Below are 23,314 nucleotides of genomic sequence, written 5' to 3' on the forward strand. Positions count from 1 at the left end.
TGCGCCTTAGCCTGCGGGAACCTGCCGCGAACCGGTTGTCCGGCTCTCGCGGAAATCCGTTCCGTTGGACGTTTCCTTTTCTTCGTGTTGTGGTGCGTGGTTCCGGCTCTGGGATACCGCCGTGTCACGGGAGCCTCCCTCGGGGCTGCCGGCCGGGGCCCGCAGTGACCGGTGCGGGTCACCACGCCGGGAGCGAGGGGGTGGCTGTGTTGCACACGGGGCAGTGGAGTCACCGGACCGTGCGTGGTCGGCGGTCCGGTCCGTCCCGGCGTCCGCTTCCACGGAGCCTCCACCGCACGTGGCGCGGGGACCTCGCCGAGAGCGGAGCGAGACGGAAGGCGATCCCACCAGGGAACCCGGCGCGCGACGAGTGCGGAGCGGGGCTCTCGACGTCCCATCCGGACCCGGAACCGCCGCTCCCATCCGTCATCGCCCACCCCCGCCGTGTGCTGACCGTGGATCGTACCCGCCGGGAGGGGCACGTCCCCGGCCGCGGCCCGGCACCCACGGACTCCCCGGCTGTGTCGTTCGTCCGTTGCGGCGCACGGACGGCTACTCCGCACGACCAGGAAGGAGGACGGGGCGTTCTCCTTCGCCCCAGGGCGGGGGCTGCGCCCCGAACACCGGATGACCGAAACAGTGGTGTCGCGTGCGAACACGCGGATGGAGCAGTCTCACCCCAGCAGCTTCTGGCACACGTTCTGCGACATGAACGCCGTGTCCCAGAAGCCCAAGTTCGTGGTCTCCCGGGCGGAGGGTGTGTGGCTGTGGGACGAGCACGGTGACCGGTACCTGGACGGTACCGCGAGCCTGTGGTACTGCCATGTCGGACACGGCCGCTCCGAGATCGCTGACGCGGTCCACCAACAGCTCACCACGCTCGACGCCTACGCCGTCTACGGTGATTTCGCCAACACTCCCGCGTTGCGACTGAGCGAGCGGTTGGCTTCCCACGCCCCGATGGATAACCCGCGCACCATTCTGACGTGCGGCGGAGGAGAGGCCATCGAGACCGCCGCGAAGCTTGCTCGGAAATACTGGTCAGTTTCCGGGAAACCGGAAAAGACGCACGTGATTAGCCGTGCGGGGGGATATCACGGGCTGCACGGGTTCGGTACCAGTATTATCGGAATGGAGCGTTTCCGCAGCGGTTACGGGGAGATCGTCGCGGACACATCCGTGGTTCCCTACGATTCCGTTCGTGCGTTGGAAGACGAGATTCTTCGCGTCGGTCCGGAAAGGACCGCGGCGTTCTTCGCTGAACCGGTGATCGGTTCGGGCGGGGTGTACGCTCCCCCGGAGGGGTACTTCGCCGCCGTGGCCGAGCTGTGCCGACGTTACGGTGTGCTGTTCGTGGTGGACAGCGTGATCTGCGGTTTCGGGCGGTTGGGAGACTGGTTCGGAATCGAGCGCTTCGGGGTGCGGCCGGACATGATCGTGTTCGCGAAGGGGGTTTCCAGTGGTTACCTTCCCCTCGGTGGGGTGATCACCAGCGGGGAGGTGGCGGAGCCCTTCTGGGAACGGTCCGGAAACCCCTTTATCCACGGCACGACGTACGCGGGCCACCCCTCATGCTCCGCCGCCGCTCTGGCGAACCTGGACATTCTGGAACGTGAGGACCTGTTCGGTGCTGCTGAGGAGGTCGAGTCCCAGCTTGATGCCGCGGTGCGCATGCTCGCCGAGCACCCCCTGGTGCGTGAGGTGCGCTCCGGGACCGGCGCCATGGCGGCGGTCGAACTGACCGGTGAAGCGTTGTACGAGCGTGGTGTCACGACTGCTGACGTGTTCGCCGAAGCCCGCTCCCGCGGTGTGATCGTGCGCGCCATCCCCCGTTCGCTGCTGGTGTCTCCTCCGCTGACCGTTACCTGGGAACACATCGATCACCTCGTGTCCACGCTTCGTGCCGCGCTGGACGCTGTGGAGGAGCGGCACCCCCGGTGAACGGAGGTGAGGGGTCCAACGTTCCGCCCCATTTCATTAACTGAGAAGATATTTCCTGGTACTCTCGAAGTGGTACTGGGAGCGAGGTAGAGGGACGATGGGCGCGGAAGTGGATGACGTCGGGGATGAGGAGCTCATTACGGCCTGGGGGCTGTTGCACGAGGCGCTCCGGGCCGTCGACCCCAAGCTGTTGCGTGGTGTCGACCCCGGCGGGGGAGACATGTCTATACCGTGGTTCGAGGTGCTGATCCGGTTGCAGCGCTCACCGGGCCACCGGCTGCCGATGAACCAGCTCGCCCGACACGCCAGCCTGAGCAGCGGCGGTTTCACCAAGCTGGCCGACCGGCTGGAGCGCAAGGGTTATGTGAAACGGGAGGCGTGTCCCGACGACCGGCGCGTGGTCTACGCGCAGCTCACCCCCGCCGGCCTGGAAGTAGCGGAGTACGCTCGCGCCAAGCACGTCCAGCTCCTGCGCGAACACGTGCTCGGCGTCCTGGGGAGCGCGGAGGTGCGCCAGTTCGCCGAACTGGCGCGTACCCTGCGCGACCGTTCCGCACCGGAGTAGGTGCCGGTCCCGGGCGGGTGCGACACGGAACCCGCGAACGCTGGGCAGCGTGACCGCGTCCCGGGCCTTTCACGGGTGTCCGCGCCGTTCCACCCATGGCGGTGGGACGTCATGCACGAGGGCTTTGCATAATATTGCATTTGAAGGCATTATGATTCATAGAGCATCTGCTTTTCCTGGGAAGGCGGGACCATGGGTTATACAGCAGCGGTGGCCGGAGCCAGCGGCTATGCGGGCGGAGAGCTGCTGCGCATCCTGAACGGCCATCCCGACATCGACATCGGAACGGTCACGGCGGGAGGCAGCGCCGGAAGCGCGCTGGGACAACACCAACCGCACCTGACTCCGCTCGCCGACCGGGTGATCGCCGAAACGACAGCACGGAACCTGGCACAACACGACATCGTGTTCCTCGCTCTGCCCCAGGGGCAGTCCGCGGCCCTCGCCGAGGAACTCGACGGGGACACTCTGGTCGTCGACTGCGGAGCCGACTTCCGGTTGTCCAATCCCCAGGAGTGGGAAACGTACTACGGGACACCGCACGCCGGAACGTGGCCCTACGGTCTTCCCGAACTGCCGGGGGCCCGCGCGCAGCTGGGGGACACCAGACGGATAGCGGTCCCCGGCTGCCACGTGACAGCCGTGACGCTCGCGCTGTTTCCCGGCCTCGCCGAGGGGATCCTGGAACCGGAGGACATCGTCGCCGTCGGGGTGACCGGGACCTCGGGAGCGGGGAAATCCCCCAAACCCCACCTGCTCGGCAGTGAGACCATGGGGTCGGCCGCTCCGTACGGAGTGGGCGGTACCCACCGCCACAACCCCGAGATCCGGCAGAACCTCACCACGGCCGCGGGCCAACCGGTCTCCCTGTCGTTCACCCCCGTCCTGGCCCCGATGCCGCGCGGCATCCTTGCCACCTGCACCGCCCGGTTCCGCCCCGAAGCGACCCCGTCGCAGCTCAGGTCCGCCTACCAGCGCCACTACTCGGACGAGTCGTTCGTGCACCTGCTCCCCGAGGGGACATGGCCGGCGACAGCCATGACAGTGGGTGCCAACACCGCAGCTGTCCAGGTCACGGTAGACACGTCGGCCGAACGTGCCGTTGCCGTCGCCGCTCTGGACAACCTGACGAAAGGCACCGCGGGAGCTGCCGTGCAAAGCGCGAACCTCGCGCTCGGCCTTCCCGAGACCACGGGCCTGCCCGCGGTCGGCGTCGCTCCCTAGGTGCTGTCTGGTGGGTGCCGCCTGTCGCGAACGGCGCTCACCAGACACCACCTGACCACCGCTCCATGTGAGGAAAGGCCCTACAGTTGAGTGTCACCGCTCCCCGCGGATTCAGAGCCGCGGGCGTCAACGCTGGTCTGAAACCCAGTGGCGCTCGGGATGTTGCCGTCGTCATCAACGACGGACCCGCGCGCTCGGCGGCGGCTGTCTTCACCCGCAACCGGGTGAAGGCGGCACCCGTCCTGTGGTCCCAGCAGGTCGCCGAGGGGGGGCGGGCCCGCGCCGTCATCCTCAACGCGGGAAGCGCCAACGCGTGCACGGGTCCGTCCGGGTTCGCCGACACCCACACCACGGCCGAGCATGTCGGGGCGGCACTGTCCGACTCCCCGGGGGAGGTGCTGGTCTGCTCCACCGGCCTGATCGGGGAACGGATCGACATGCCCGCCCTGCTCTCCGGAGCGGACGCCGCGATCGCGGCCGCGGGACGTGACGGGGGGTTGGACGCCGCTGACGCCATCCGTACCACGGACACCGTCGCCAAGATCTCGTTCCGCCGGGGCGAGGACTACACCGTGGGCGGAATGGCCAAAGGGGCCGGCATGCTCGCTCCGGCACTGGCGACGATGCTCTCGGTGATCACCACGGACGCCGACCTCACCCCCGAGCAGTGCGACCGCCTGTTGCGCCGGGCGGTTGGGCGCACCTTCGACCGGGTCGACTCGGACGGGTGCTTGTCCACCAACGACACCGTGGCGCTCCTGGCGAGCGGAGCCTCCGGGGCCGTTGCCGACGAGGCCGAGTTCGAGCGGCTACTGACCGGGGTTTGCGACGATCTCGCGCGTCAGCTCGTCGCGGATGCCGAGGGAGCGTCGAAGACCATAGCGGTGGAGGCGATCGGGGCCGCCGACGAGGACGACGCTCTGGCGGCGGCCCGGGCGGTAGCCCGCAGCAACCTGTTCAAGTGCGCCATGCACGGTGAGGACCCCAACTGGGGGAGGGTGCTGGCTGCCGTGGGTACGACGGACGCCGCTTTCGAGCCGGACGGTGTCAACGTCGCCATCAACGGTGTGTGGGTCTGCCGACGGGGATCCGTGGGTGACGACCGTTCCAAGGTGGATCTCCGGCCTCGGGACGTCACCGTGACCGTTGACCTCAGCGCTGGAAACGCTGCCGCCACGGTGCGGACGACCGACCTTACCGCCGACTACGTCCACGAGAACTCCGCCTACAGTACGTGACCGGAAGCGGAAGGGCACCCATGATCCACCGACCCCAGAACCACGTGTGCCAGAAAGGCGGGGCGAGCGCCCCGGATCGGCTATGAACACCCGCGGCCAGGCGATCGACAAGGCCAGCACGCTGATTGAGGCTCTCCCGTGGCTGAGCCGGTTCCACGGTAGGACAGTGGTGATCAAGTTCGGCGGGAACGCGATGACCGACCCCGAGCTGTGCGCCCGCTTCGCCGAGAACATTGTTTTCCTGCTCTACGCGGGAATCCGGCCGGTGGTAGTACACGGGGGCGGCCCCCAGATCCAGGAGCACCTGGACCGCCTGGGGATACAGAGCAGCTTCGCCGCCGGCCTCCGCGTTACCACCCCCGAGGTCATGGACGTGGTCCGCCTGGTGCTGGCGGGACGCGTGAACCCGGAGATCGTCGGTCTGATCAATGCGCACGGACCGTTCGCCGTCGGCCTCTCGGGGGAGGACGCCCAACTGTTCACGGCCCGTCGCAAACCAGCGGTGGTGGACGGTTCCCCCGTCGATATCGGGCTTGTCGGCGAGGTGGAGGACGTGAACCCGAGCGTGGTGCGGACACTGCTGGATGACGGCCGTGTTCCGGTGGTCTCCAGTCTGGCCCGTTCCCACGACGGTGTGTACAACGTCAACGCCGACACCGCGGCAGCCGCCCTCGCGTCGGGACTGGACGCGGCCAAGCTCATCATGCTCACCGACGTGGAGGGACTCTACGCCGACTACCCGGCGTGCACGGAACTGATCAGCAGACTCACCGCCGATGAGCTGGAGGGGATGCTTCCCCACCTGTCCTCCGGCATGGCGCCGAAGATGGAAGCGTGCCTCCGCGCCGTCCACGGCGGGGTGCCGCAGGCACACGTCCTTGACGGGCGCACGCCGGACGCGATGCTGCTGGAAGTGTTCACCAACGAGGGGGTCGGGACGATGGTCGTCGCCGGGACGGACGGCGCCACCACCCCCGCGGGAGACGAGGGGAGAGACGGATGAGTGCCACCGCGGAACTGCGCGAGCGTTTCCGCTCCGCCCTCATGCCCACCTACGGAACACCGCCGGTGGCCATCGCGCGGGGGGACGGGTGCCGGGTCACCGACGTGGACGGTAACCACTACCTTGACCTCATCGCTGGTATCGCCGTCTCCGCCCTGGGGCACGCTCATCCGGCACTCGTGCGGGCGGTGCGCGACCAAGTGGCCGCCGTGGCCCACACCAGCAACCTGTTCGTGCACGAACCGGGCGTGGAGCTCGCCGAGCGCCTGATCCGGCTGGTGCGCGATCCCGGAGCGGGGGTGACGGGCGCGGCACCGGACACCGACGTCCGTGTCTTCTTCGGTAACTCCGGTTCCGAGGCGAACGAGGCCGCGCTGAAACTCGTGCGACTGGCGGCCGGCCCCTCACGCGACTACGTGGTCTCCACCGAGTCGGGATTCCACGGCCGGACCTCCGGTGCGCTGGCCGTTACCGGGAAACCCGCGATCCGCGACAAGTTCGGGCCGTTCACCACCGACGTGCGGTTCGTTCCCTACGGAGACCCCGCGGCCCTGCGCGCTGCCGTCGACGATTCCTGCGCGGCCGTGTTCGTGGAGCCCACCCAGGGGGAGGCCGGAGTGGTGCAACCGCCCTCCGGCTACCTGCACGCGGTACGCGAGGTCTGTGACAACAGCGGCGCGGCGTTCGTACTCGACGAGGTGCAGAGCGGCGTCGGTCGTACCGGACACTGGTTCGCTCACCAGGCGGACGGCGGCGCGGTACCCGACATCCTGACTCTCGCCAAGGGGCTGGGAGGCGGACTGCCGATCGGGGCCTGCCTCGGTTTCGGGGACTACGCCACGGCGTTCGCGAAAGGCGACCACGGGACCACGTTCGGCGGGAACCCCGTCGCCGCCTCGGCCGCCCTGGCGGTGTTGGACACCATCGAGTCCGAAGGGCTGCTCGCCAACGCCGCGGAAACCGGCGCGCTGCTCGCGGAGCGGGTCGCGGCGGTGGACGATCCGCTCCTCGCAGGAATCCACGGAACAGGGCTGTGGCGCGGCATACGGCTCACACGCCCGGTGGCCGCCGACGTGCAGGAACACGCGGCAGCACACGGATTCCTGGTCAACGCGGTCACGCCCGACACTCTCAGGATCGCGCCACCGTTGACGATCTCCGCTGAGGAAATCCTCGAGTTCACCGAAGCGCTGCCGTCGATCCTGGCGGAAAGCAGACCGCAAGAGGAAGGGACCGCCCCATGACAGTCCGGCATTTCCTGCGGGACGACGACCTCACCCCCGCCGAGCAGTACCGGATCCTGGAAACCGCGTGTTCCGTCAAACAGGACCCCCACGCGCGTCGCCCACTCGCGGGCCCCCGCACAGTGGCGCTCATATTCGACAAACCCTCCACGCGTACCCGGGTCTCGTTCGAGGTGGGGGTGGCCGACCTCGGTGGCCATCCCCTCGTGCTCGACACACGCGCCAGTCAGATGGGACGGGGCGAGCCCCTCACCGACACCGCGCGGGTCCTGGAACGCCATGTCTCCGCCATCGCCTGGCGGACCTTCGAACAGCAGCGCCTGGAGACCATGGCCTCGGCGAGTGGCGTTCCCGTCATCAACGCGCTGAGCGACCTGTTCCACCCGTGCCAGATCCTCGCCGACCTGCAGACGGTACGTGAGCGTATGGGAGGAACCGCCGGCCGCACCCTCACCTACCTTGGTGACGGCTCCAACAACATGGCGCACTCCTATCTTCTCGGCGGAGCGACGGCCGGGATGCACGTCCGTGTCGCCGCGCCTTCCGCCTACCAGCCGCTTCCCGAGGTAGTGGAACAGGCCGCGGAGATCGCGTCGGCCACGTCGGGGTCCGTCAGCACCAGCACCGACCCCGAGGCCGCCGCGCGCGACGCCGACATCCTGGCGACCGACGTGTGGACCTCCATGGGGCAGGAGGACGAGGCGGAGCAACGTGTCTCCCCGTTCCTCCCGTACGCCCTGGACGAGGGGAAACTCGCCGTCGCCTCCCGCGACGCGATCGTGTTGCACTGCCTGCCCGCCCACCGGGGCGAGGAGATCTCTGCCGGGGTCATCGACGGGCCGCACAGCGCCGTGTGGGACCAGGCGGAGAACCGCCGGCACGCGCAGAAGGCTCTGCTGGCGTTCCTCCTGGAGGAGAACGCGGAGGGGGGAAACCCGCCGGGAGGAGAGCATGAGCGCTGACGACGCCACGCCGATGACGAAAGCCGCGCGCCATGCCCGGATCAGTGAGCTGGTAACCAGACACGACATCCGTTCGCAGAGCGAGCTGGCACGGTTGCTGGCCGACAGCGGAGTGCACGTGACGCAGGCCACACTCTCCCGTGACCTGGACGAACTCGGCGCGGTCAAGCTACGCACCGTCGACGGCAGCCTGACCTACGCGTTGCCGGGGGAAGGCGGCGAACGGCTGCAGCGTGCCGGTTCGGAGGCACTCGACCTGGCACACGTGTCCAACGCGCGACTGACCCGTCTCGCCGAGGACCTGCTCGTCTCGGCGGAAGCGTCAGCGAACATGGTCATCGTCCGTACTCCACCGGGAGCGGCGCAGTACCTGGCGTCAGCGATCGACCACACCGACTTCCACGCCATCCTCGGAACCATCGCCGGGGACGACACGATCCTGGTGATCTCCCGCGCCGCCGAAGGCGGGGAGGAACTCGCGACGGCACTGCTCAACCTGGCCAACCGCCGTCCGTAACTCCCGCCACAGAGCGCAAGAACCCGCACAAAAAACAACGAGACAAGGAGGGGAACGACTATGACCGAACGAGTCGTACTCGCGTACTCGGGAGGACTGGACACCTCTGTCGCCATCGGCTGGATCGCCGAGGAGACCGGAGCCGAGGTGGTGGCCGTCGCCATCGACTGCGGCCAGGGCGGCGAGGACCTCGACACGGTCCGGCAGCGCGCGCTCGAGTGCGGAGCTGCCGAAGCGGTGGTCGCCGACGCCAAGGAGGAGTTCGCCAGTGAGTACTGCATTCCCGCCATCCAGGCCAACGCCCTCTACATGGACCGCTACCCGCTGGTCTCCGCCCTCTCCCGGCCGCTGATCGTCAAGCACCTGGCCGACGCGGCCCGGTACCACAACGCGACGATGGTGGCACACGGCTGCACCGGCAAGGGCAACGACCAGGTGCGCTTCGAAGCCGGCCTCGCGGCCCTCCACCCCGAGCTGAAAGTGGTCGCTCCGGTCCGCGACTCCGGACTCACCCGCGACAAGGCCATCGCCTTCGCGGAGGAGAAGGGGCTGCCCATCGACGTTTCCAAGAAGTCCCCGTACTCCATCGACCAGAACCTTTTCGGACGCGCCGTGGAGACCGGTTTCCTGGAGGACATCTGGAACGCACCGGTCGAGGACGTGTACGCGTACAGCGCCGACCCTTCCGAACCGCGTCAGCCGGACGAGCTCGTGGTGACCTTCACCGCCGGTGTGCCCACTGCGATCGATGGCCGGGAGCTGAGCCCGCTGCAGGTCATCGACGAGATGAACCGCAGGGCGGGCGCCCAGGGCGTGGGACGGATCGACATGGTCGAGGACCGCCTGGTGGGGATCAAGAGCCGCGAGGTCTACGAGGCGCCCGGCGCGATGGCACTGATCGCGGCGCACCAGGAACTGGAGAACGTGACGGTCGAGCGCGACCTCGCCCGTTTCAAACGGGGAGTCGACCAGCGCTGGGGTGAGCTGGTGTACGACGGCCTGTGGTTCTCCCCTCTGAAGTCCGCCCTGGACGGCTTCGTCACCGATGCCAACCGGCACGTGACCGGTGACATCCGTGTCGTGCTGCACGGCGGGCGCGCGGTGGTGACCGGCCGGCGCAGCGAGGCCTCCCTGTACGACTACGAGCTGGCTACCTACGACACGGGCGACACCTACGACCAGACCATGGCGCGCGGCTTCATCGACGTCTGGAGCATGCCCGCGAAAATCGCGAGTCTGCGTGACCAGAAGCAGGCGTGAGGCGGTACCGCCGACGCCGGCAAGGACGCCACCGGGGACCCCGTGCCACGCCCGGGGTTCTCCGCCACCCTATGCACGAAACATGTGAGGACCTCGATCGTGAGTGACGAGCACGGTACCCAGACCACCCGCCTGTGGGGCGGACGGTTCTCCGGCGGACCCTCCGACGCGCTGGCGCAGCTCTCGTTAAGTACCCACGTTGACTGGCGGCTGGCCCGCCACGACATCGCCGGTTCGCGTGCTCATGCCCGAGTGCTGTACGCCAGCGGGTTACTCACGGGGGAGGAACTGGAGACAGCACTAGCGGGACTGGACCGGCTCGAGGCCGACGTGGAGTCGGGAGCGTTCACGCCGGTCCTCGAGGACGAGGACGTCCACACCGCCTTGGAGCGCGGGTTCATCGAACGTGTCGGACCGGAACTGGGCGGGCGGCTGCGTGCGGGGCGTTCGCGCAACGACCAGATCGCCACGCTCATCCGTATGTACCTACGTGAGCAGTCCCGCGCCATCGCCGGGGAGCTGTTGGACCTGGCGACGGCCCTGGCCGATCAGGCCGAAGCCAACATCGACGTCGTACTTCCGGGACGTACCCATCTCCAACACGCGCAGCCCGTGCTGCTCGCCCACCACCTCATGGCACACGCGTGGCCGCTCGTCCGCGACGTGCAACGGCTGCGCGACTGGGACCAGCGCGCAGCCGTGTCGGCCTACGGTTCGGGGGCGCTGGCCGGATCCTCACTGGGGCTCGACCCCGAGTCGGTAGCGGCGGAGCTCGGGTTCACCGAGGCCGCGGAGAACTCGATCGACGGCACCTCGGCGCGGGACACCGTCGCGGAGTTCGGGTTCGTCTCCGCGATGGCCGGTGTGGACCTCTCCCGCCTCGCGGAGGAGGTCATCCTGTGGGCAACGGCGGAGTTCTCGTTCGTCACCCTTGACGACGCCTTCTCCACCGGATCGTCGATCATGCCGCAGAAGAAGAACCCGGACATCGCCGAACTGGCGCGTGGGAAGAGCGGGCGCCTCATCGGTGACCTCTCGGGCCTGCTCGCCACGCTCAAGGGGCTTCCACTGGCATACAACCGGGACCTGCAGGAGGACAAGGAACCCGTGTTCGACGCGGTGGACACGTTGCGCTTGTTGCTTCCCGCGATGACGGGCATGGTAGCGACGCTCACGGTCCACGGCGAACGGATGGCGGAGCTTGCGCCGCGCGGTTACACGCTCGCCACGGATGTCGCGGAGTGGCTGGTTCGTCAGGGGGTGCCGTTCCGCGAGGCGCACGAGATCGCGGGTGCCTGCGTTCGGACGTGCGAGAAGCGCGGTGTTGACCTGAACGAGCTCAGCGACGACGAGCTCGCAGCGGTGTCCGCGCATCTCACGCCCGACGTCCGGCAGGTGCTGACAGTGGCCGGATCGCTGGAGTCCCGCGCGAGCAAGGGGGGGACAGCGCCGGTCCGGGTCAGGGAACAGCTCGGTCGGCTGCGTGACGAGATCGCGCGGCACCGCGCGTACTCCTCCGTCTAGCGCCACGGGAGGGACCTCCACCGCGTCGCCCGCTCCGTTCCCCGGTGTGTACGGGGAGCGGAGCGTTACTCTGTCCGGACGGGGGAGGGCGGGCGAACGGATTACACCAAACACGCCCCAGAGCCGTATCTGATGCTGTAGCGTTTCTTATCTGTAGGCACCTTGAGTTTTTTATTGTGTGCGTACCGTAAAGAAACGCTGGTGCGGTCGTGGGGGAAGAGCGCCACGCGCTTTGGTACTGGCGAGCGGTGAGCTCTCTCCGCTGCGCGGCTGGAACCGCTGATGGGGACCGCGGTTCCGGTATCCAACGTCCGCGAGAGGATTCGAATGGGCCAGCCCAATGCCGTGGGCAGCATCAAAACGCAACTGAACAGAATTGTTCTGATTCCCAGCGTGACGTTTCTGGTGTTGTTCGCGTTGCTGAGTACGGCGACACTCATCCAGGCTGCCGCGCTGCGCACCGCTACCGGAGACAGCCGGGCTGCGCTTGAGCTTTACCATGTGGTGGCTCAGGTGCAGAAGGAACGCCGACTCGCGGTCGAGCACGTCAGCTCCCCCTCGGAGGCTTCGCTCCAGGCCCTGCGGGAACAGGGTGAGGCTACCGACGGGGCGGTGCGTGAGTTCACGGACCACCGGGCGAGGTTCCAAGACGGTGACGACAGCGTCAGTACCGTTGCGCACGAGTTCGCCGATGAGGTGGAGCGACGCGAGGCTCTCCGCAGCGACGCCATGTCGGAAGAACCCGGCGTCGAGGAAACGATGTCCGGCTACTCCGGAATCGTTGACCGCGGGATCCGGCTCTACGACGCGATAGGGGACCGGTTCGACTACGGTCGGGCCGTGGCTGCCAGTGCCGGGGCCGTGGAGACCATGCGGGCGCAGGACCTCTTTTCCCGGGCGGCGGCGCTGCTGGGCGGAAGGGTGGCGGCGGACGAGTTCAGCGTGCGCGACCAGGTGCGTTTCTCCTCCCGGATGAGTGGTTTCCGGGACCGCCTGCGCGAGACCGGTCCAGCGTTGGAGGGACCCCCGGCGGAGGTCTACGCGGAGTTGACCGAGGGCGACTCCTGGAACGAGGTCAACGCCGTGGCGGACCGGATCATCGAACGGTCCCCGGAAACCGCCCCCGGCGGGGGAGAGGCCTCCGAGCGGGACGGAGCCGCGCTGCCCGCTGGCGCGGACGACTGGAACCCGGACGCTGCCGAGGTGCACACCGGACTGACCACCCTCGTCAACGCGCAGGCGCGGAGCGTCGTCTCCGCGGTGGAGACGGCGAGCACGTGGATGTTCACTCTGGCCCTCGGCGGAGGGATCATGGCGTTGTTCGCCGGAACCATGGCCCACGGAGTCGCGTCGAAGTCCGCTTCCCGTCTGACCAACAAGCTGGTCCAGCTACGTGCCGACACACTCCGGTTGGCACGTGAGGAGCTGCCCAGGATCGTGGGACGGCTGGAGCGAGGGGAGCCGGTCGATCTGGACACCGAGATGCGGCAGCTCGACCACGGCGTCGATGAGGTGGGGCAGGTGGCCGACGCTTTCAACGTCGCCCAGCGCACGGCCGTCAGCGCGGCAGTGAAGCAGTCGGAGCTGCGTGCAGGTGTGAACCGCGTCTTTCTCAGCATCGCGCACCGCAACCAGTCACTCGTGCAGCGTCAGCTCCACGTGCTGGACCGTGTCGAGCGTGAGGAAGAGGACCCCGACCTGCTGGAGGACCTTTTCCACCTGGACCATCTGGCCACACGCGGTCGGCGTAACGCGGAGAACCTGATCATCCTCGGCGGAGAGCAACCCGGGCGACGGTGGCGAACACCGATACCGCTGGTGGACGTGCTACGCGGAGCGATATCCGAGACCGAGGAGTACGCGCGTGTGAAGCTGCGGGCCGTGCCCGAACTCGCGTTGTCCGGAAAGGTCGTGGCCGACGTCATCCATCTGGTGGCCGAGCTCGTGGAGAACGCGACCGCTTTCTCCCCTCCCCACACACAGGTCTACATCAGCAGCGAGACCGTGCCCAAGGGACTCGTCGTGGAGATCGAGGACCGCGGTCTGGGGATGGGGCAGGAGGCTCTGGACCAGGCCAACCAGACGTTGAGCCAGGCGCCGGAGTTCGACGTCATGGCGCTTACGCCGGATTCCCGCCTCGGGCTCTTCGTCGTCGCGCGTTTGGCGGAGAAACACGGTATCCACGTCCAGCTCCGCCCCTCACCGTATGGCGGGACCCGCGCCGTCGTCCTCGTCCCCAGCGCGCTCGTCTCCTCCACCCAGCCTGCCATGTCCGGCGTGAACAGGACCGAACCCGGGGTGAGCTCCGAGACTCGGGACTGTGGAGACCGGATCGCGGCGCAGACCCGCCATCAGGGAGAGGCCGAGGACCGGTCCCGACCGGAGCCGAGCGCGGAGGGGAACGTCCGGCAGGTGGCACTGGAGCCGCGCCAGCACCCGGACGCCGGGTCCCCCTCCGAGCGGGCTCCGGAGGGTACGGGAGTGTCCTCCCTGCGGAATACCGACACGGAAGAACGCTCTGCGGCACCGGGAGAGGGTTCCGCCAGTGCACCGGTCGAGCCCGTTGGGGGAGGGCGGCGTCCGGAACTGCCCCGTCGGCGCAGACAGGCCAACATAGCTTCCCAACTGCGTCAGGAAACGGATGCGGAGTGTGAGTCCGGAGCGAGCACGGAGGGGCCCGCGGAGAGGAAGAACCGCTCCCCGGACGAGAGCCGCCGGATGATGTACGCCTTCCAGACCGGAACCCGACGCGGTCGCGAAGCGGAACTGGCGGAGGAGGACCGGGGGGTGCTCACGGCGCCGGACGAGAGCACGGAACCAGGGGCCGGCGACGGGACGTATGAGCCAGTTTTCGAACCAGCTGCGCCATCGGCACGGGATGGGGGGACACACGGCGGTCAGGCCGGTGTCGTGCCCGGCGAGCATATGGGAGAGAGCGAGTAATCGTGCAGAAGAGTAACGTTACGGGTGACCTGAACTGGCTACTCGACGATCTGGTGGACCGGGTCGTCGACACCGAGCACGCTGTTGTGCTGTCCGCGGACGGCTTGTTGCTGGGGAGATCCAGAAAGCTGTCCGCGGAAGACGCCGAGCACCTGTCGGCTGTGGCCTCGGCGTTCCAGAGCCTGGCTCGTGGGACCGGCAAGCAGTTCGACGGGGGAGCGGTGCGACAGACGGTGGTTGAGATGGAGTACGCTTACCTCTTCGTCACCGCGGCCGGCGAAGGCGCGTGTCTGGCTGTTCTCACGACGGACAACGCCGATGTGGGGCTCGTCGCCTACGAAATGAACATGCGGGTCAAACGGGTGGGAGAGTTCCTGTCCTCCGCGCCGCGCACACCCGCAACCGCCACGGCGGGCGGAGCCGGCAGATGAGGGAGGCCGAAGGCGGTCGGCGGAACGGGCTTTCCCCGGTGCAGTCGCGTCGCGCGTGGGAAGGCGGGGAAGCCGCGCCCCCGCGCGTGGAAACGCTGTACGAGGCTGGTGGGACCGTCGCCGACACGGAAAACGCGGACGGCCTCTCGTCCCCCGCCGCGACCGGGCCCTTGGTGCGGCCGTACACCATGACCGGAGGCCGTACCCGACCGGTTGACACCGGACTGGACATGATCAGCGTCATCGTTGCTTTGTCGTCCCGCGCAGAGCCTACGGAGCTGGAGCCCGAACACGCAGCGATCGTGCGCCTGTGCCAACATCCTCTCTCCGTCGCGGAAGTCGCGGCGCAACTCGACATTCCGATCACTGTGGTCAAGGTGCTCATCGGGGACCTCATCGCCAAAGGTGAGGTACGCGCCCGAGCGCCCATCCCCACAGCGGAACTTCCGGAAATGAACGTACTCCAGGCGGTACTTGATGGCATCCGTAAGCTCTGACAGCGCCGGTTCCGGGACCACCTCGGACGTGGTGATCCCGGCAGCGGTGAAAATCCTCGTAGCGGGCGGCTTCGGCGCAGGAAAGACGACACTGGTGGGCTCGGTCAGCGAGATCGCTCCGCTCAACACGGAGGAGGTGATGACTGAGGCCAGTATGGGGGTGGATGACCTCGGTGGTGTCGAGGACAAGTCGACGACGACGGTGGCACTGGACTTCGGTCGTATCACCGTCGACGAGTGGGTGGTGCTCTACCTGTTCGGGACACCGGGGCAGGGCAGGTTCTGGTTCATGTGGGACGAACTGGCCGAAGGTGCCCTGGGAGCGGTGGTACTGGCCGATACGCGGCGGTTGGAGACGTGCTTCCCCGCGGTGGACTTCTTCGAGGGGAGGGACATTCCGTTCGCCGTCGCGGTGAACCGTTTCGAAGGAGCGACCCGCTACACGGAGCAGGAGGTGCGCGAGGCGATGGACCTCGATGACGGGGTTCCGGTTGTGGCGTCCGACGCTCGGGACCGGGAGTCGAGCAAGGAGGTCCTGATAGCGCTGGTCCAGCACGTCATGCAGCGTGGTCGAGTACTGTCAACGTAGGCGTCCACCGACAGCCCAGATCCCGGAAACGGCTCTCGTCAATACGTGTTTCCCGATCGGAACCTGTTCGAGAGCAAGATCATTACTCCCGAGTCGTTAGCATTTCTCACGTGAATCCTGACAGTATGCAAAATTCGGATAGACTGCCTCCGCGTGACCTTCCGCGACGCCGCTCGGGACGGCACCGTAACCCACTCTCGTTCGACAGCTGGGTGGGAACGCCCACTTTCATACTCGCGGTTCCCGCCACGGAGACCGGGGATACCGACCAGACAGGTCCCCAGCTCGTCGATCTCGTGCGGTCGTACCGTCCGGAAGTCACTGTTCGGTCCGGTCATGTCGGAGAAGGCGAACACAGCCTCAACGAGGCGCTCACCGACCTACAGCCGGTTGAGGACCACCCCCTCCGCGGAATCGTGGTGCCCCTGACCACGTCCCCCCACCCGGCCACGGACGAGGCCATAGCGGCCGCGGTGGAGAGTTCGGGCGCTGACGTGCGTGTCACCGAAGCTCTCGGTCCGCACCCGATGCTTGCCGAGACTCTGCACCTGCGGCTGGCCGAGGCCGGTTTCGTGCGTGCGGACCGTATGCGGTTGATCAACGTTGTCGCTCCCAGCACCGGGATGACCGACGGAGTGATAGTGGGAGCGGTCGGCGGGGAGGACGCGTTCAACGCCGCCGGGGTGACGGCTGTACTACTCGCCGCGAGGCTGGGAATCACTGTGCTGCCCGCGAGCCTGGACGACGGCGAGAACCTGCGGGGAGTTCTCGACCAGCTCGAACAGGCGGGCTGTAGCCAACCCGTCATCGCTCCCAGCGCCGTGGGGCCCGAATTCTCCGGTGAGGAGGCCCAGGCCCTGGCGGAACACCACGGAGTGCGGGCCAGCGCGCCCCTGGGTCCTGACAGCACTCTCGCCAAGATCGCGGCGCTACGTTACGCGGAGGTGCTGAACTCGCTGGGGATAGAGGAGCCTCCAACGACGGAGGAACTCCCCGCGCCTGTCGGCTCGCGTCATCGGCCGGAGAACTGAGTGTCGGTCCGCCTCCGGTCGCGTTACCGGAGGCGAGGAACATTTGTACCTATGAAAACTACTTTTAGTAGTTGTTCAGTCCCATAAAGGAATTGGTCGTCGAGTTTGCTGGTTCTGTTGGCAACCGTGCCCGGAGCCGTGGGGGAGTCATGGGAAAGAAGCGCGTTCCGGGAGGAAACCGCACCATACGCGGGCAGCTCGTTCGCGTGGTGCTCATTCCCAGTGTCAGTTTCCTCCTGCTGTGGGCCATCATCAGCAGTACCGGGACGATCCAGGCGAGCGAGTTCCTCCTCTCCATGCGGGAGGGAAGCGACAGCATCGCAGCCACCCGCGGCCTCGCGGCGGAGCTACGTGAGGAGAGGCGTCTGAGCCAGATCCGTCTCGGAGACCCCACCCGCGACGGGGCGCGGACCACCCTTGCGGAGCAGCGGGAGAGTACCGACGCGGCGTTGGACACCGTCCTTGACCACGTTGCCGTGTTGGAGTCCGACGAAGACGGTGAAGTGCGGCGTAACGCCCAGAACCTGCAGGATGCGCCCGACGATCTGGAAACCCTGCGTGGGAAGGTCGGCACGGAGGGAATCTCGCGGGATGAGGCCCTGACCGAGTACACCTCTCTTGTAGAGAGAACCCAGTTGTTGACCGAGTCGCTGCTGCGGATCCTCGACGACGGAGAGGGACTCTCCGCGTCGGTGCTGTCCCGGGACCTCATCACGGCGCGGGAACAGTTCTCCCGGGCGGAGGCGCTGCTTGTCGGCGCGATCGCCGCGGGGAAAATGAACTACCAGGAAACCGCGCATTTCACGTACCTGACCGCGTCGTACCGGGACACGCTGACCGCGTCGGAATCGGCGATGAGCGGTGAGTTGCGGCAGCAGTACACACGGATGCGGAACTCCGGTGCTTGGCAGGAGGCCGAACGTCTCAGTCGGACGGTCGTCACCCGCCCACCGGTGACCCAGCCGGATGTTCCCGGGGATCCGGCCGAGTGGAACTCCGAGATCAACGTCGGGCACGCGGAATGGAGCGAGGCGACCCAGTCCGCCGGCGCTGCTTTCGGCGATCTCGTCACCACCCAGGTCGAGCGCGCCATCGACATCGGTTGGGACGCGGCGGTGCGTCGGATCACGCTCAGTGCTGTTGGGTGCCTCCTCACCCTGGTCGCGGGCAGCGTCGCGATCGTCGTCGCCATGCGTTCCGCAGGCCGTATCACCGACCGGTTGCGTCGGCTCCGAGGTGAGACGCTCTCCCTCTCCGGGACCAGGCTTCCCGGAATCGTCGCCCGCGCGCAGGGCGGTAAGCGGGTGGACATCACGGAAGAACTGCCGCACCTCTCCTACGGCGACGACGAGATAGGTCAGGTGGCCGACGCGTTCAACACAGCACAGCGCACCGCGCTCGGTGCGGCCGTGAAGCAGGCCGAGATCAGGAAGGGCGCCAACAGGGTGTTCCTCGGCATCGCCTACCGCAACCAGACATTGGTGCAACGACAGCTCCGGACCCTGGAAGAGATCGACCACAACGAAACCGACCCCGCGGTCCTGGAGCGGCTGCTGCACCTGGAACACCTGGTGACCCGTTCCCGTCGTTACGCGGACAACCTGATCATTCTCGGCGGCTCCCAGTCCACACAACGGTGGCGTCGGCCGCTCGAGCTGGGGGAGGTGCTGCGCGCGGCGGTCGCGGAGACCGAGGACTGCGAACGGGTCCAGCTCGTCTCCGCCCACCGGGCGTGGCTGCGGGGTACCGCCGTCGCTGACATCGTGCACCTCATCGCCGAGCTGGTGGAGAACGCCACCCAGTTCTCCCCCCAGGACGCTCCGGTCAGTATCAACTGCGGTCCGGTTCTGGGCGGGATCGCGGTGGACGTGGAGGACCGTGGCCTGGGGATGACGGAACAGGGGTACGCAGCGGCGCAGCGCACTCTGGATGAGGCTCCGGAGTTCGACGTGATGGCTCTGCCCGACGAACCACGCCTTGGACTGTTCGTCGTCGCGCGTCTGGCGGCACGCCACGACACGGCCGTTCGGCTGTGCCCCTCCCCGTACGGCGGAACCAGGGCCACTGTGATCATTCCCGACGAGCTGCTAGAACCGGAGTTCGAAGAACGTGCTTTGAGCTCGGCGCCGGAGAACTCCCGTCTCAGTGCTACGCGTTGAGGAACGGTTCCGGGCAGCGCGCTCTCACCTCGACGGTGTTTCGTCCCACAGTGAGAGGAGGAGCGGCGTTTCCCGCCCGGCCGAGTCCGGGACCACCACGTCGCTGAACCAATGAGAAACGAGCGCATCGGCGTTGTCGGAGCGGGCATCGTCGGTCTGGCACTGGCCAGACGGATACTCCGCACCCGGCCCGGTACCCAGGTGACCGTACTGGAGAAGGAGGATCGGGTTGCCGCCCACCAGAGCGGTAACAACAGCGATGTCGTCCACGCCGGTTTGTACTACCGCCCGGGTTCCCTGAAGGCGACCCTGTGCCGCCGCGGCGGGAAGCTGCTACGTGAGTACTGCGAGGAACGTGGTCTGGCGTACCACGAGGTCGGCAAGACCATCGTCGCGCGGAGCCGGGAGGAGGCGGACAGGCTCTCCGACATCGAGCGGCGGGCTGAGGACAACGGTGTCCCCGGAATCCAGCGACTGGGACCAGCAGAGCTACGCGCGCAGGAGCCTCACGTGCGTGGCGTGGCAGGACTCCACTCTCCCCGTACCGCTATCACTGACTTCTCCGCTGTCGCTGAGTCCTTGGCCGCGGACATCCGGTCCGACGGAGGAAGTGTACTTTTGGGTACCCCCGTCCTGGCGTTACGCCAGGACGCCGACGGTGCCGAAGCCCTCACAACCGATCGGGACGGCCACCGGACCAAGCGGCGTTTCGACACGCTCATCCTGTGCGCAGGACTGCACAGCGACCGGCTGGCACGGGAGGCCGGAGCGGGCGGCGAACCCCGCATCGTCCCCTTCCGCGGTCAGTACTACGAGCTCCTACCGGAGCGCCGACACCTCGTCCGAGGTCTGGTCTATCCTGTGCCGGACCCCCGATACCCGTTTCTCGGGGTGCATCTCACCCGACACGTGCACGGCGAGGTCATGGCAGGTCCCAACGCCCTCCTCGCCGCTGCGCGCGAAGGCTACCGGCTCCGAGACCTTCGGTTTCGGGACCTGGCTGAGGCCGTGACGTGGCCCGGTTTCTGGCGTCTCGCCCGCAGCCACTGGGCTGCGGGCGCCCGTGAGGTGGCCGTGTCCGCGCTGGCCGGGGCATTCGCCCGTGAGGTGCGGAAGCTCGTTCCCGAGGTAACCGCACGTGATCTGCGTCCTGCCCCCTCGGGGGTGCGTGCCCAGGCGCTGACCCGGGACGGTGCCCTTCTCGACGATTTCTCCGCCACCGAGCACGGGCGCATCGTCTGCGTCCGCAACGCTCCGTCCCCGGCCGCGACGTCATCCCTGGCGCTTGCCGAGTACCTCACTGACCATCTCGGGGTGACGCGTTGAGGGGAGAGACGAACCCGCCACTGCGCGAGTGGCACTCTCCTCTCCCCGTCAGCACTCGGAAGCGAGCAGGTCGGTGAGAGCGTCCTTCTCCTCGGGGTCCACACTGAGCTCCCAGGCGTGTTTCACGGCAGTCCAGCTCCTGGCGTACTCGCAGTCGATCCCGTCCGCGGGGGGCATCCATTCCGCCGGGTCACTGGCCCCCTTCGCACTGTTGCTTTCCGGGCTGACAGCCCAGAGCTGGGGGGTGGCGAGGTCGTTGGCGAACTCCTCACGCCGGTCGGTGGACCACGTGTCAGCGCCGGAGTCCCACGCCTCCTTGAGTGGTACGAGATGGTCCACACTGACGTCGGAGGGCTCGTCCGTCGTGACGCCGTCGAACGGACTCGTCCAGCTCCCCGAGGTGGGATAGCAGTCCTCACCGACGGAAACCCCGTTTCCGTCCCGTTTGAGCACCATCTCCCGCGCGTCGCAGTTGTCCTCGGCGGGGGACCAGTGCGGGAACAGGTCGCGGTCGTACTCGGTGTCGGACCCCTCCTGTCGGACAGGGAGTTCCTCGAGTTGGGAACGGGTCTCCTCGACTCCCGGAGGGGAGGGAGGGGCGGCCTGTGCCGCAGGGGAGGACTCCGCGGGGTTTCCCGGTACGGCGGAGGAGAGGTTTCCCGTTCCGGATGTCTGGGCGAAGGCGACGGAACCGAGGAGGAGAGCCGTAGCACCGGCACCGGCAACTCCCCAGGCGTAGCGGTGGTTGATTTTCATGGTTCCTTCCCACAGGGGCGACTGTCTCCGGACTTCGTCCGGATCCGTCTTACAGTCGTGAAGCGGAGGTTCGGGAGGGGACACGCAGGAACCGTTGGGACTTCGTCGCCCGAGAACCGTTGGGCTCGTCCCGCCGGCCCTGGCGCTGTTGTCGTCTTCCCTGTGGGCGTACCCATGTGTGGGGTGAACGGATACCGTGGGAACGGCTAAATGTAAGTAACCCGGTGAGGTGCCTGGAGCCCGTACGGTGCGGTTGGCCCCAGGCTCCTCCGTGCTGAGAGAAAAGACGACAGTGACTGACATCATCGACGAACTCGAATGGCGCGGGCTCATAGCACAGACCACTGACCTGGATGAGCTTCGCAAGGCGCTCGCTGATGGCCCAGTAACTGTCTATTGCGGCTTCGACCCCACCGCTGGGAGTCTGCACGTCGGTCACCTGACACAGATCCTGACCCTGGCCCGTTTCCAACACGCGGGACACCGTCCGGTCGCCCTGGTGGGCGGAGGAACCGGCCTCATCGGGGATCCGAAGCCCACCGCCGAGCGTGGGCTGAACTCTGCTGAGACCGTGAGCCAGTGGGTGCGGGTTCTGGGTAGGCAGCTCTCGTCCTTCCTGCGCTTCCCGGATGACGAGGACAATCCCGGACCGACCGATGCCATCCTGGACGACAACGCTGCGTGGCTCTCCTCCATGAGCGCCATCGACATGCTGCGTGACATCGGCAAACACTTCAGCGTCAACCAGATGCTCGCTCGGGAGACCGTGAAGGCACGGCTCAATGCTGAGGGCATGAGCTACACCGAGTTCAGCTACGTCCTGTTGCAGTCCTACGACTTCGTGGAGCTTTACCGACGTCACGGCTGCACGTTGCAGATCGGTGGCAGTGACCAATGGGGGAACATCACCGCCGGGTTGGAACTGATCCGCAGGATGGACGACAACGAGCCCCACGGTCCGGCCCACGGTTTGACGACGAACCTGCTGACCAAGAGCGACGGCAGTAAGTTCGGCAAGACCGAGAGCGGAACGGTGTGGCTGGATGAGCGGCTGACCAGCCCCTATGCCTTCTACCAGTTCTGGTTCAACACTGCCGACAGCGATGTCGTCCGTTTCCTGAAAGTTTTCAGCTTCCGCTCCCGGGAGGAGATCGAGGAACTCGAGCACCAGACCCGCGAACGGCCGGCGAGCCGGGCTGCCCAACGGGCGCTGGCGGAGGAGCTCACCACGCTGGTGCACGGTGCCGAGGAGTGCCGCAAGGTGGTGGAGGCGAGCCGGGCCCTGTTCGGCAGGGCTGAGCTGACAGCTCTGGATTCCTCCACGCTGGGGGCGGCCCTGGCGGAGATTCCCACTGTCACCGCTACTACCGACGAAGAGGGATTCCCTCCCCTGGTGGACCTGTTCGCGGACACCGGGCTTCTCTCCAGTAAGTCCGCTGTCCGTAGGGCGGTACAGGAGGGCGGTCTCTACGTGAACAACGCCAAGATCACTGACGTCGACGTTCGGCTCACGCGTGATGACGCGATACATGGATGCTACGTCGTGCTGCGTCGTGGCAAACGGAACGTGAGCGGGGTTCTCCTGCGCTCGTGAGGCGGACGTGAAGCCGCGCCTGCGTGGTGTTCCCGGCCCAGCCGAACCGGGAACACCACGCAGGCGCGGGAGGTTTGCCTGCTGTTCCTGAGGGAAAGAAGAACACTGATTCGGCCGGTACGCGCGGGACGGGTCCGCAGCGCGGTCGTTTCCCACCGTAGCGTGGGAATACGACCCCCATCGCCCTGTGTTCACTGGTTGGTGACGGCGTGGTCCGCCGGACGTTGACGAGCTTTCACAAGTAGTCTAGAGTGGACAAGCCGGAGCGGGATAGGCCTCCTTGTGAGAGCTTCAGCCATCCGGCCGTATGAAGTTCACTCTCGATGCCATCGGCATTATCGAGAGATGCTAAGATCTGGAACAGCTTTCCTTTCCGGTTGGTTTCCGGTATGAGGGAAGGTCCTTCCAGAAGGTTCTGGCGATTTGATGAAGAAATCGAATCGCTGTAGAATATAAAAAACTTTAAACTCCGTTTTCCCGGAAGAGCCCGTTGGGGTTTGTGTGGGTTGG

The 23,314-nt window shown here is 67.0% G+C and carries 19 protein-coding genes; 18 read left to right on the plus strand and 1 reads right to left on the minus strand.

What is annotated here, in order from left to right; all coding sequences use genetic code 11:
* Positions 1 to 708 precede the first annotated feature (708 nt).
* The 17 genes from FHX37_RS05775 (at position 709) to lhgO (ending at position 20,454) form a co-directional block, all read left to right on the plus strand.
* A complete protein-coding gene (locus FHX37_RS05775; protein WP_141925044.1) occupies positions 709 to 1,941 on the plus strand; it encodes an aminotransferase family protein in 1,233 nt (410 codons plus the stop codon).
* A 97-nt stretch (positions 1,942 to 2,038) separates the two neighbouring features.
* The gene (locus FHX37_RS05780) at positions 2,039 to 2,506 is read left to right on the plus strand and encodes a MarR family winged helix-turn-helix transcriptional regulator (RefSeq protein ID WP_141922513.1); all 468 of its coding nucleotides are present in this window, start codon (positions 2,039 to 2,041) and stop codon (positions 2,504 to 2,506) included.
* Between the two features lie 192 nt (positions 2,507 to 2,698).
* Complete coding sequence (argC, locus tag FHX37_RS05785; RefSeq protein ID WP_141922514.1) at positions 2,699 to 3,730, plus strand: N-acetyl-gamma-glutamyl-phosphate reductase; 1,032 nt, start codon at positions 2,699 to 2,701, stop codon at positions 3,728 to 3,730.
* A gap of 86 nt (positions 3,731 to 3,816) precedes the next feature.
* Entirely contained in the window at positions 3,817 to 4,968 is a 1,152-nt protein-coding gene (gene argJ, locus FHX37_RS05790) for a bifunctional glutamate N-acetyltransferase/amino-acid acetyltransferase ArgJ (RefSeq protein ID WP_141922515.1), read from the plus strand.
* Positions 4,969 to 5,050: 82 nt separating this feature from the next.
* On the plus strand, positions 5,051 to 5,971 hold the full coding sequence (gene argB / locus FHX37_RS05795) for an acetylglutamate kinase (protein ID WP_141922516.1): 921 nt from the start codon (positions 5,051 to 5,053) through the stop codon (positions 5,969 to 5,971).
* Positions 5,968 to 7,215: an acetylornithine transaminase gene (locus tag FHX37_RS05800; RefSeq protein WP_141922517.1), complete on the plus strand. Its 1,248-nt coding sequence runs from the start codon at positions 5,968 to 5,970 to the stop codon at positions 7,213 to 7,215. Before argB ends, FHX37_RS05800 begins: the two co-directional genes overlap by 4 nt.
* The gene (argF, locus tag FHX37_RS05805; RefSeq protein ID WP_141922518.1) at positions 7,212 to 8,177 is read left to right on the plus strand and encodes an ornithine carbamoyltransferase; all 966 of its coding nucleotides are present in this window, start codon (positions 7,212 to 7,214) and stop codon (positions 8,175 to 8,177) included. The genes FHX37_RS05800 and argF overlap by 4 nt, the downstream gene beginning before the upstream one ends.
* Complete coding sequence (locus tag FHX37_RS05810; RefSeq protein ID WP_141922519.1) at positions 8,167 to 8,694, plus strand: arginine repressor; 528 nt, start codon at positions 8,167 to 8,169, stop codon at positions 8,692 to 8,694. The genes argF and FHX37_RS05810 overlap by 11 nt, the downstream gene beginning before the upstream one ends.
* Positions 8,695 to 8,754: 60 nt before the next feature.
* Positions 8,755 to 9,954 (plus strand): argininosuccinate synthase, encoded by a 1,200-nt coding sequence (locus FHX37_RS05815; protein WP_141922520.1) that lies wholly within the window; start codon positions 8,755 to 8,757, stop codon positions 9,952 to 9,954.
* Positions 9,955 to 10,053: 99 nt separating this feature from the next.
* Positions 10,054 to 11,478: an argininosuccinate lyase gene (gene argH / locus FHX37_RS05820; protein WP_141922521.1), complete on the plus strand. Its 1,425-nt coding sequence runs from the start codon at positions 10,054 to 10,056 to the stop codon at positions 11,476 to 11,478.
* 393 nt (positions 11,479 to 11,871) lie between these two features.
* On the plus strand, positions 11,872 to 14,421 hold the full coding sequence (locus FHX37_RS05825; protein WP_246062113.1) for a sensor histidine kinase: 2,550 nt from the start codon (positions 11,872 to 11,874) through the stop codon (positions 14,419 to 14,421).
* Positions 14,421 to 14,852: a roadblock/LC7 domain-containing protein gene (locus FHX37_RS05830; protein ID WP_141922523.1), complete on the plus strand. Its 432-nt coding sequence runs from the start codon at positions 14,421 to 14,423 to the stop codon at positions 14,850 to 14,852. The genes FHX37_RS05825 and FHX37_RS05830 overlap by 1 nt, the downstream gene beginning before the upstream one ends.
* Positions 14,849 to 15,349, plus strand: a complete 501-nt coding sequence (locus FHX37_RS24050) for a DUF742 domain-containing protein (RefSeq protein WP_141922524.1) — start codon at positions 14,849 to 14,851, stop codon at positions 15,347 to 15,349. Before FHX37_RS05830 ends, FHX37_RS24050 begins: the two co-directional genes overlap by 4 nt.
* Complete coding sequence (locus tag FHX37_RS05840) at positions 15,330 to 15,938, plus strand: GTP-binding protein (RefSeq protein WP_141922525.1); 609 nt, start codon at positions 15,330 to 15,332, stop codon at positions 15,936 to 15,938. The genes FHX37_RS24050 and FHX37_RS05840 overlap by 20 nt, the downstream gene beginning before the upstream one ends.
* Positions 15,939 to 16,063: 125 nt before the next feature.
* The gene (locus FHX37_RS05845; protein WP_141922526.1) at positions 16,064 to 16,969 is read left to right on the plus strand and encodes a sirohydrochlorin chelatase; all 906 of its coding nucleotides are present in this window, start codon (positions 16,064 to 16,066) and stop codon (positions 16,967 to 16,969) included.
* Between the two features lie 149 nt (positions 16,970 to 17,118).
* On the plus strand, positions 17,119 to 19,128 hold the full coding sequence (locus FHX37_RS05850; RefSeq protein ID WP_141922528.1) for a sensor histidine kinase: 2,010 nt from the start codon (positions 17,119 to 17,121) through the stop codon (positions 19,126 to 19,128).
* A 111-nt stretch (positions 19,129 to 19,239) separates the two neighbouring features.
* Positions 19,240 to 20,454, plus strand: coding sequence for an L-2-hydroxyglutarate oxidase (lhgO, locus tag FHX37_RS05855; protein WP_141922530.1), 1,215 nt, complete (start codon positions 19,240 to 19,242; stop codon positions 20,452 to 20,454).
* 48 nt (positions 20,455 to 20,502) lie between these two features.
* Here the strand turns inward: lhgO and FHX37_RS05860 are convergent, their stop codons facing one another.
* The gene (locus tag FHX37_RS05860) at positions 20,503 to 21,210 is read right to left on the minus strand and encodes an HNH endonuclease family protein (RefSeq protein WP_141922532.1); all 708 of its coding nucleotides are present in this window, start codon (positions 21,208 to 21,210) and stop codon (positions 20,503 to 20,505) included.
* A 292-nt stretch (positions 21,211 to 21,502) separates the two neighbouring features.
* Here FHX37_RS05860 and tyrS point away from each other — a divergent pair, with 292 nt between their 5' ends.
* The gene (gene tyrS / locus FHX37_RS05865; protein WP_141922534.1) at positions 21,503 to 22,804 is read left to right on the plus strand and encodes a tyrosine--tRNA ligase; all 1,302 of its coding nucleotides are present in this window, start codon (positions 21,503 to 21,505) and stop codon (positions 22,802 to 22,804) included.
* The last annotated feature ends 510 nt before the right edge of the window (positions 22,805 to 23,314 follow it).

Source organism: Haloactinospora alba, from assembly GCF_006717075.1.
Lineage (GTDB): Bacteria > Actinomycetota > Actinomycetes > Streptosporangiales > Streptosporangiaceae > Haloactinospora > Haloactinospora alba.

Coding starts and splice junctions, on each gene's coding strand:
- FHX37_RS05845 (WP_141922526.1), top strand. CDS start 16,064: ATGCAAAATTCGGATAGACTGCCTCCGCGTGACCTTCCGCGACGCCGC.
- FHX37_RS24050 (WP_141922524.1), top strand. CDS start 14,849: ATGAGGGAGGCCGAAGGCGGTCGGCGGAACGGGCTTTCCCCGGTGCAG.
- argB (WP_141922516.1), top strand. CDS start 5,051: ATGAACACCCGCGGCCAGGCGATCGACAAGGCCAGCACGCTGATTGAG.
- argC (WP_141922514.1), top strand. CDS start 2,699: ATGGGTTATACAGCAGCGGTGGCCGGAGCCAGCGGCTATGCGGGCGGA.
- FHX37_RS05840 (WP_141922525.1), top strand. CDS start 15,330: ATGGCATCCGTAAGCTCTGACAGCGCCGGTTCCGGGACCACCTCGGAC.
- FHX37_RS05860 (WP_141922532.1), bottom strand. CDS start 21,210: ATGAAAATCAACCACCGCTACGCCTGGGGAGTTGCCGGTGCCGGTGCT.
- FHX37_RS05775 (WP_141925044.1), top strand. CDS start 709: ATGAACGCCGTGTCCCAGAAGCCCAAGTTCGTGGTCTCCCGGGCGGAG.
- FHX37_RS05815 (WP_141922520.1), top strand. CDS start 8,755: ATGACCGAACGAGTCGTACTCGCGTACTCGGGAGGACTGGACACCTCT.
- FHX37_RS05780 (WP_141922513.1), top strand. CDS start 2,039: ATGGGCGCGGAAGTGGATGACGTCGGGGATGAGGAGCTCATTACGGCC.
- FHX37_RS05850 (WP_141922528.1), top strand. CDS start 17,119: ATGGGAAAGAAGCGCGTTCCGGGAGGAAACCGCACCATACGCGGGCAG.
- lhgO (WP_141922530.1), top strand. CDS start 19,240: ATGAGAAACGAGCGCATCGGCGTTGTCGGAGCGGGCATCGTCGGTCTG.
- FHX37_RS05800 (WP_141922517.1), top strand. CDS start 5,968: ATGAGTGCCACCGCGGAACTGCGCGAGCGTTTCCGCTCCGCCCTCATG.
- argF (WP_141922518.1), top strand. CDS start 7,212: ATGACAGTCCGGCATTTCCTGCGGGACGACGACCTCACCCCCGCCGAG.
- FHX37_RS05810 (WP_141922519.1), top strand. CDS start 8,167: ATGAGCGCTGACGACGCCACGCCGATGACGAAAGCCGCGCGCCATGCC.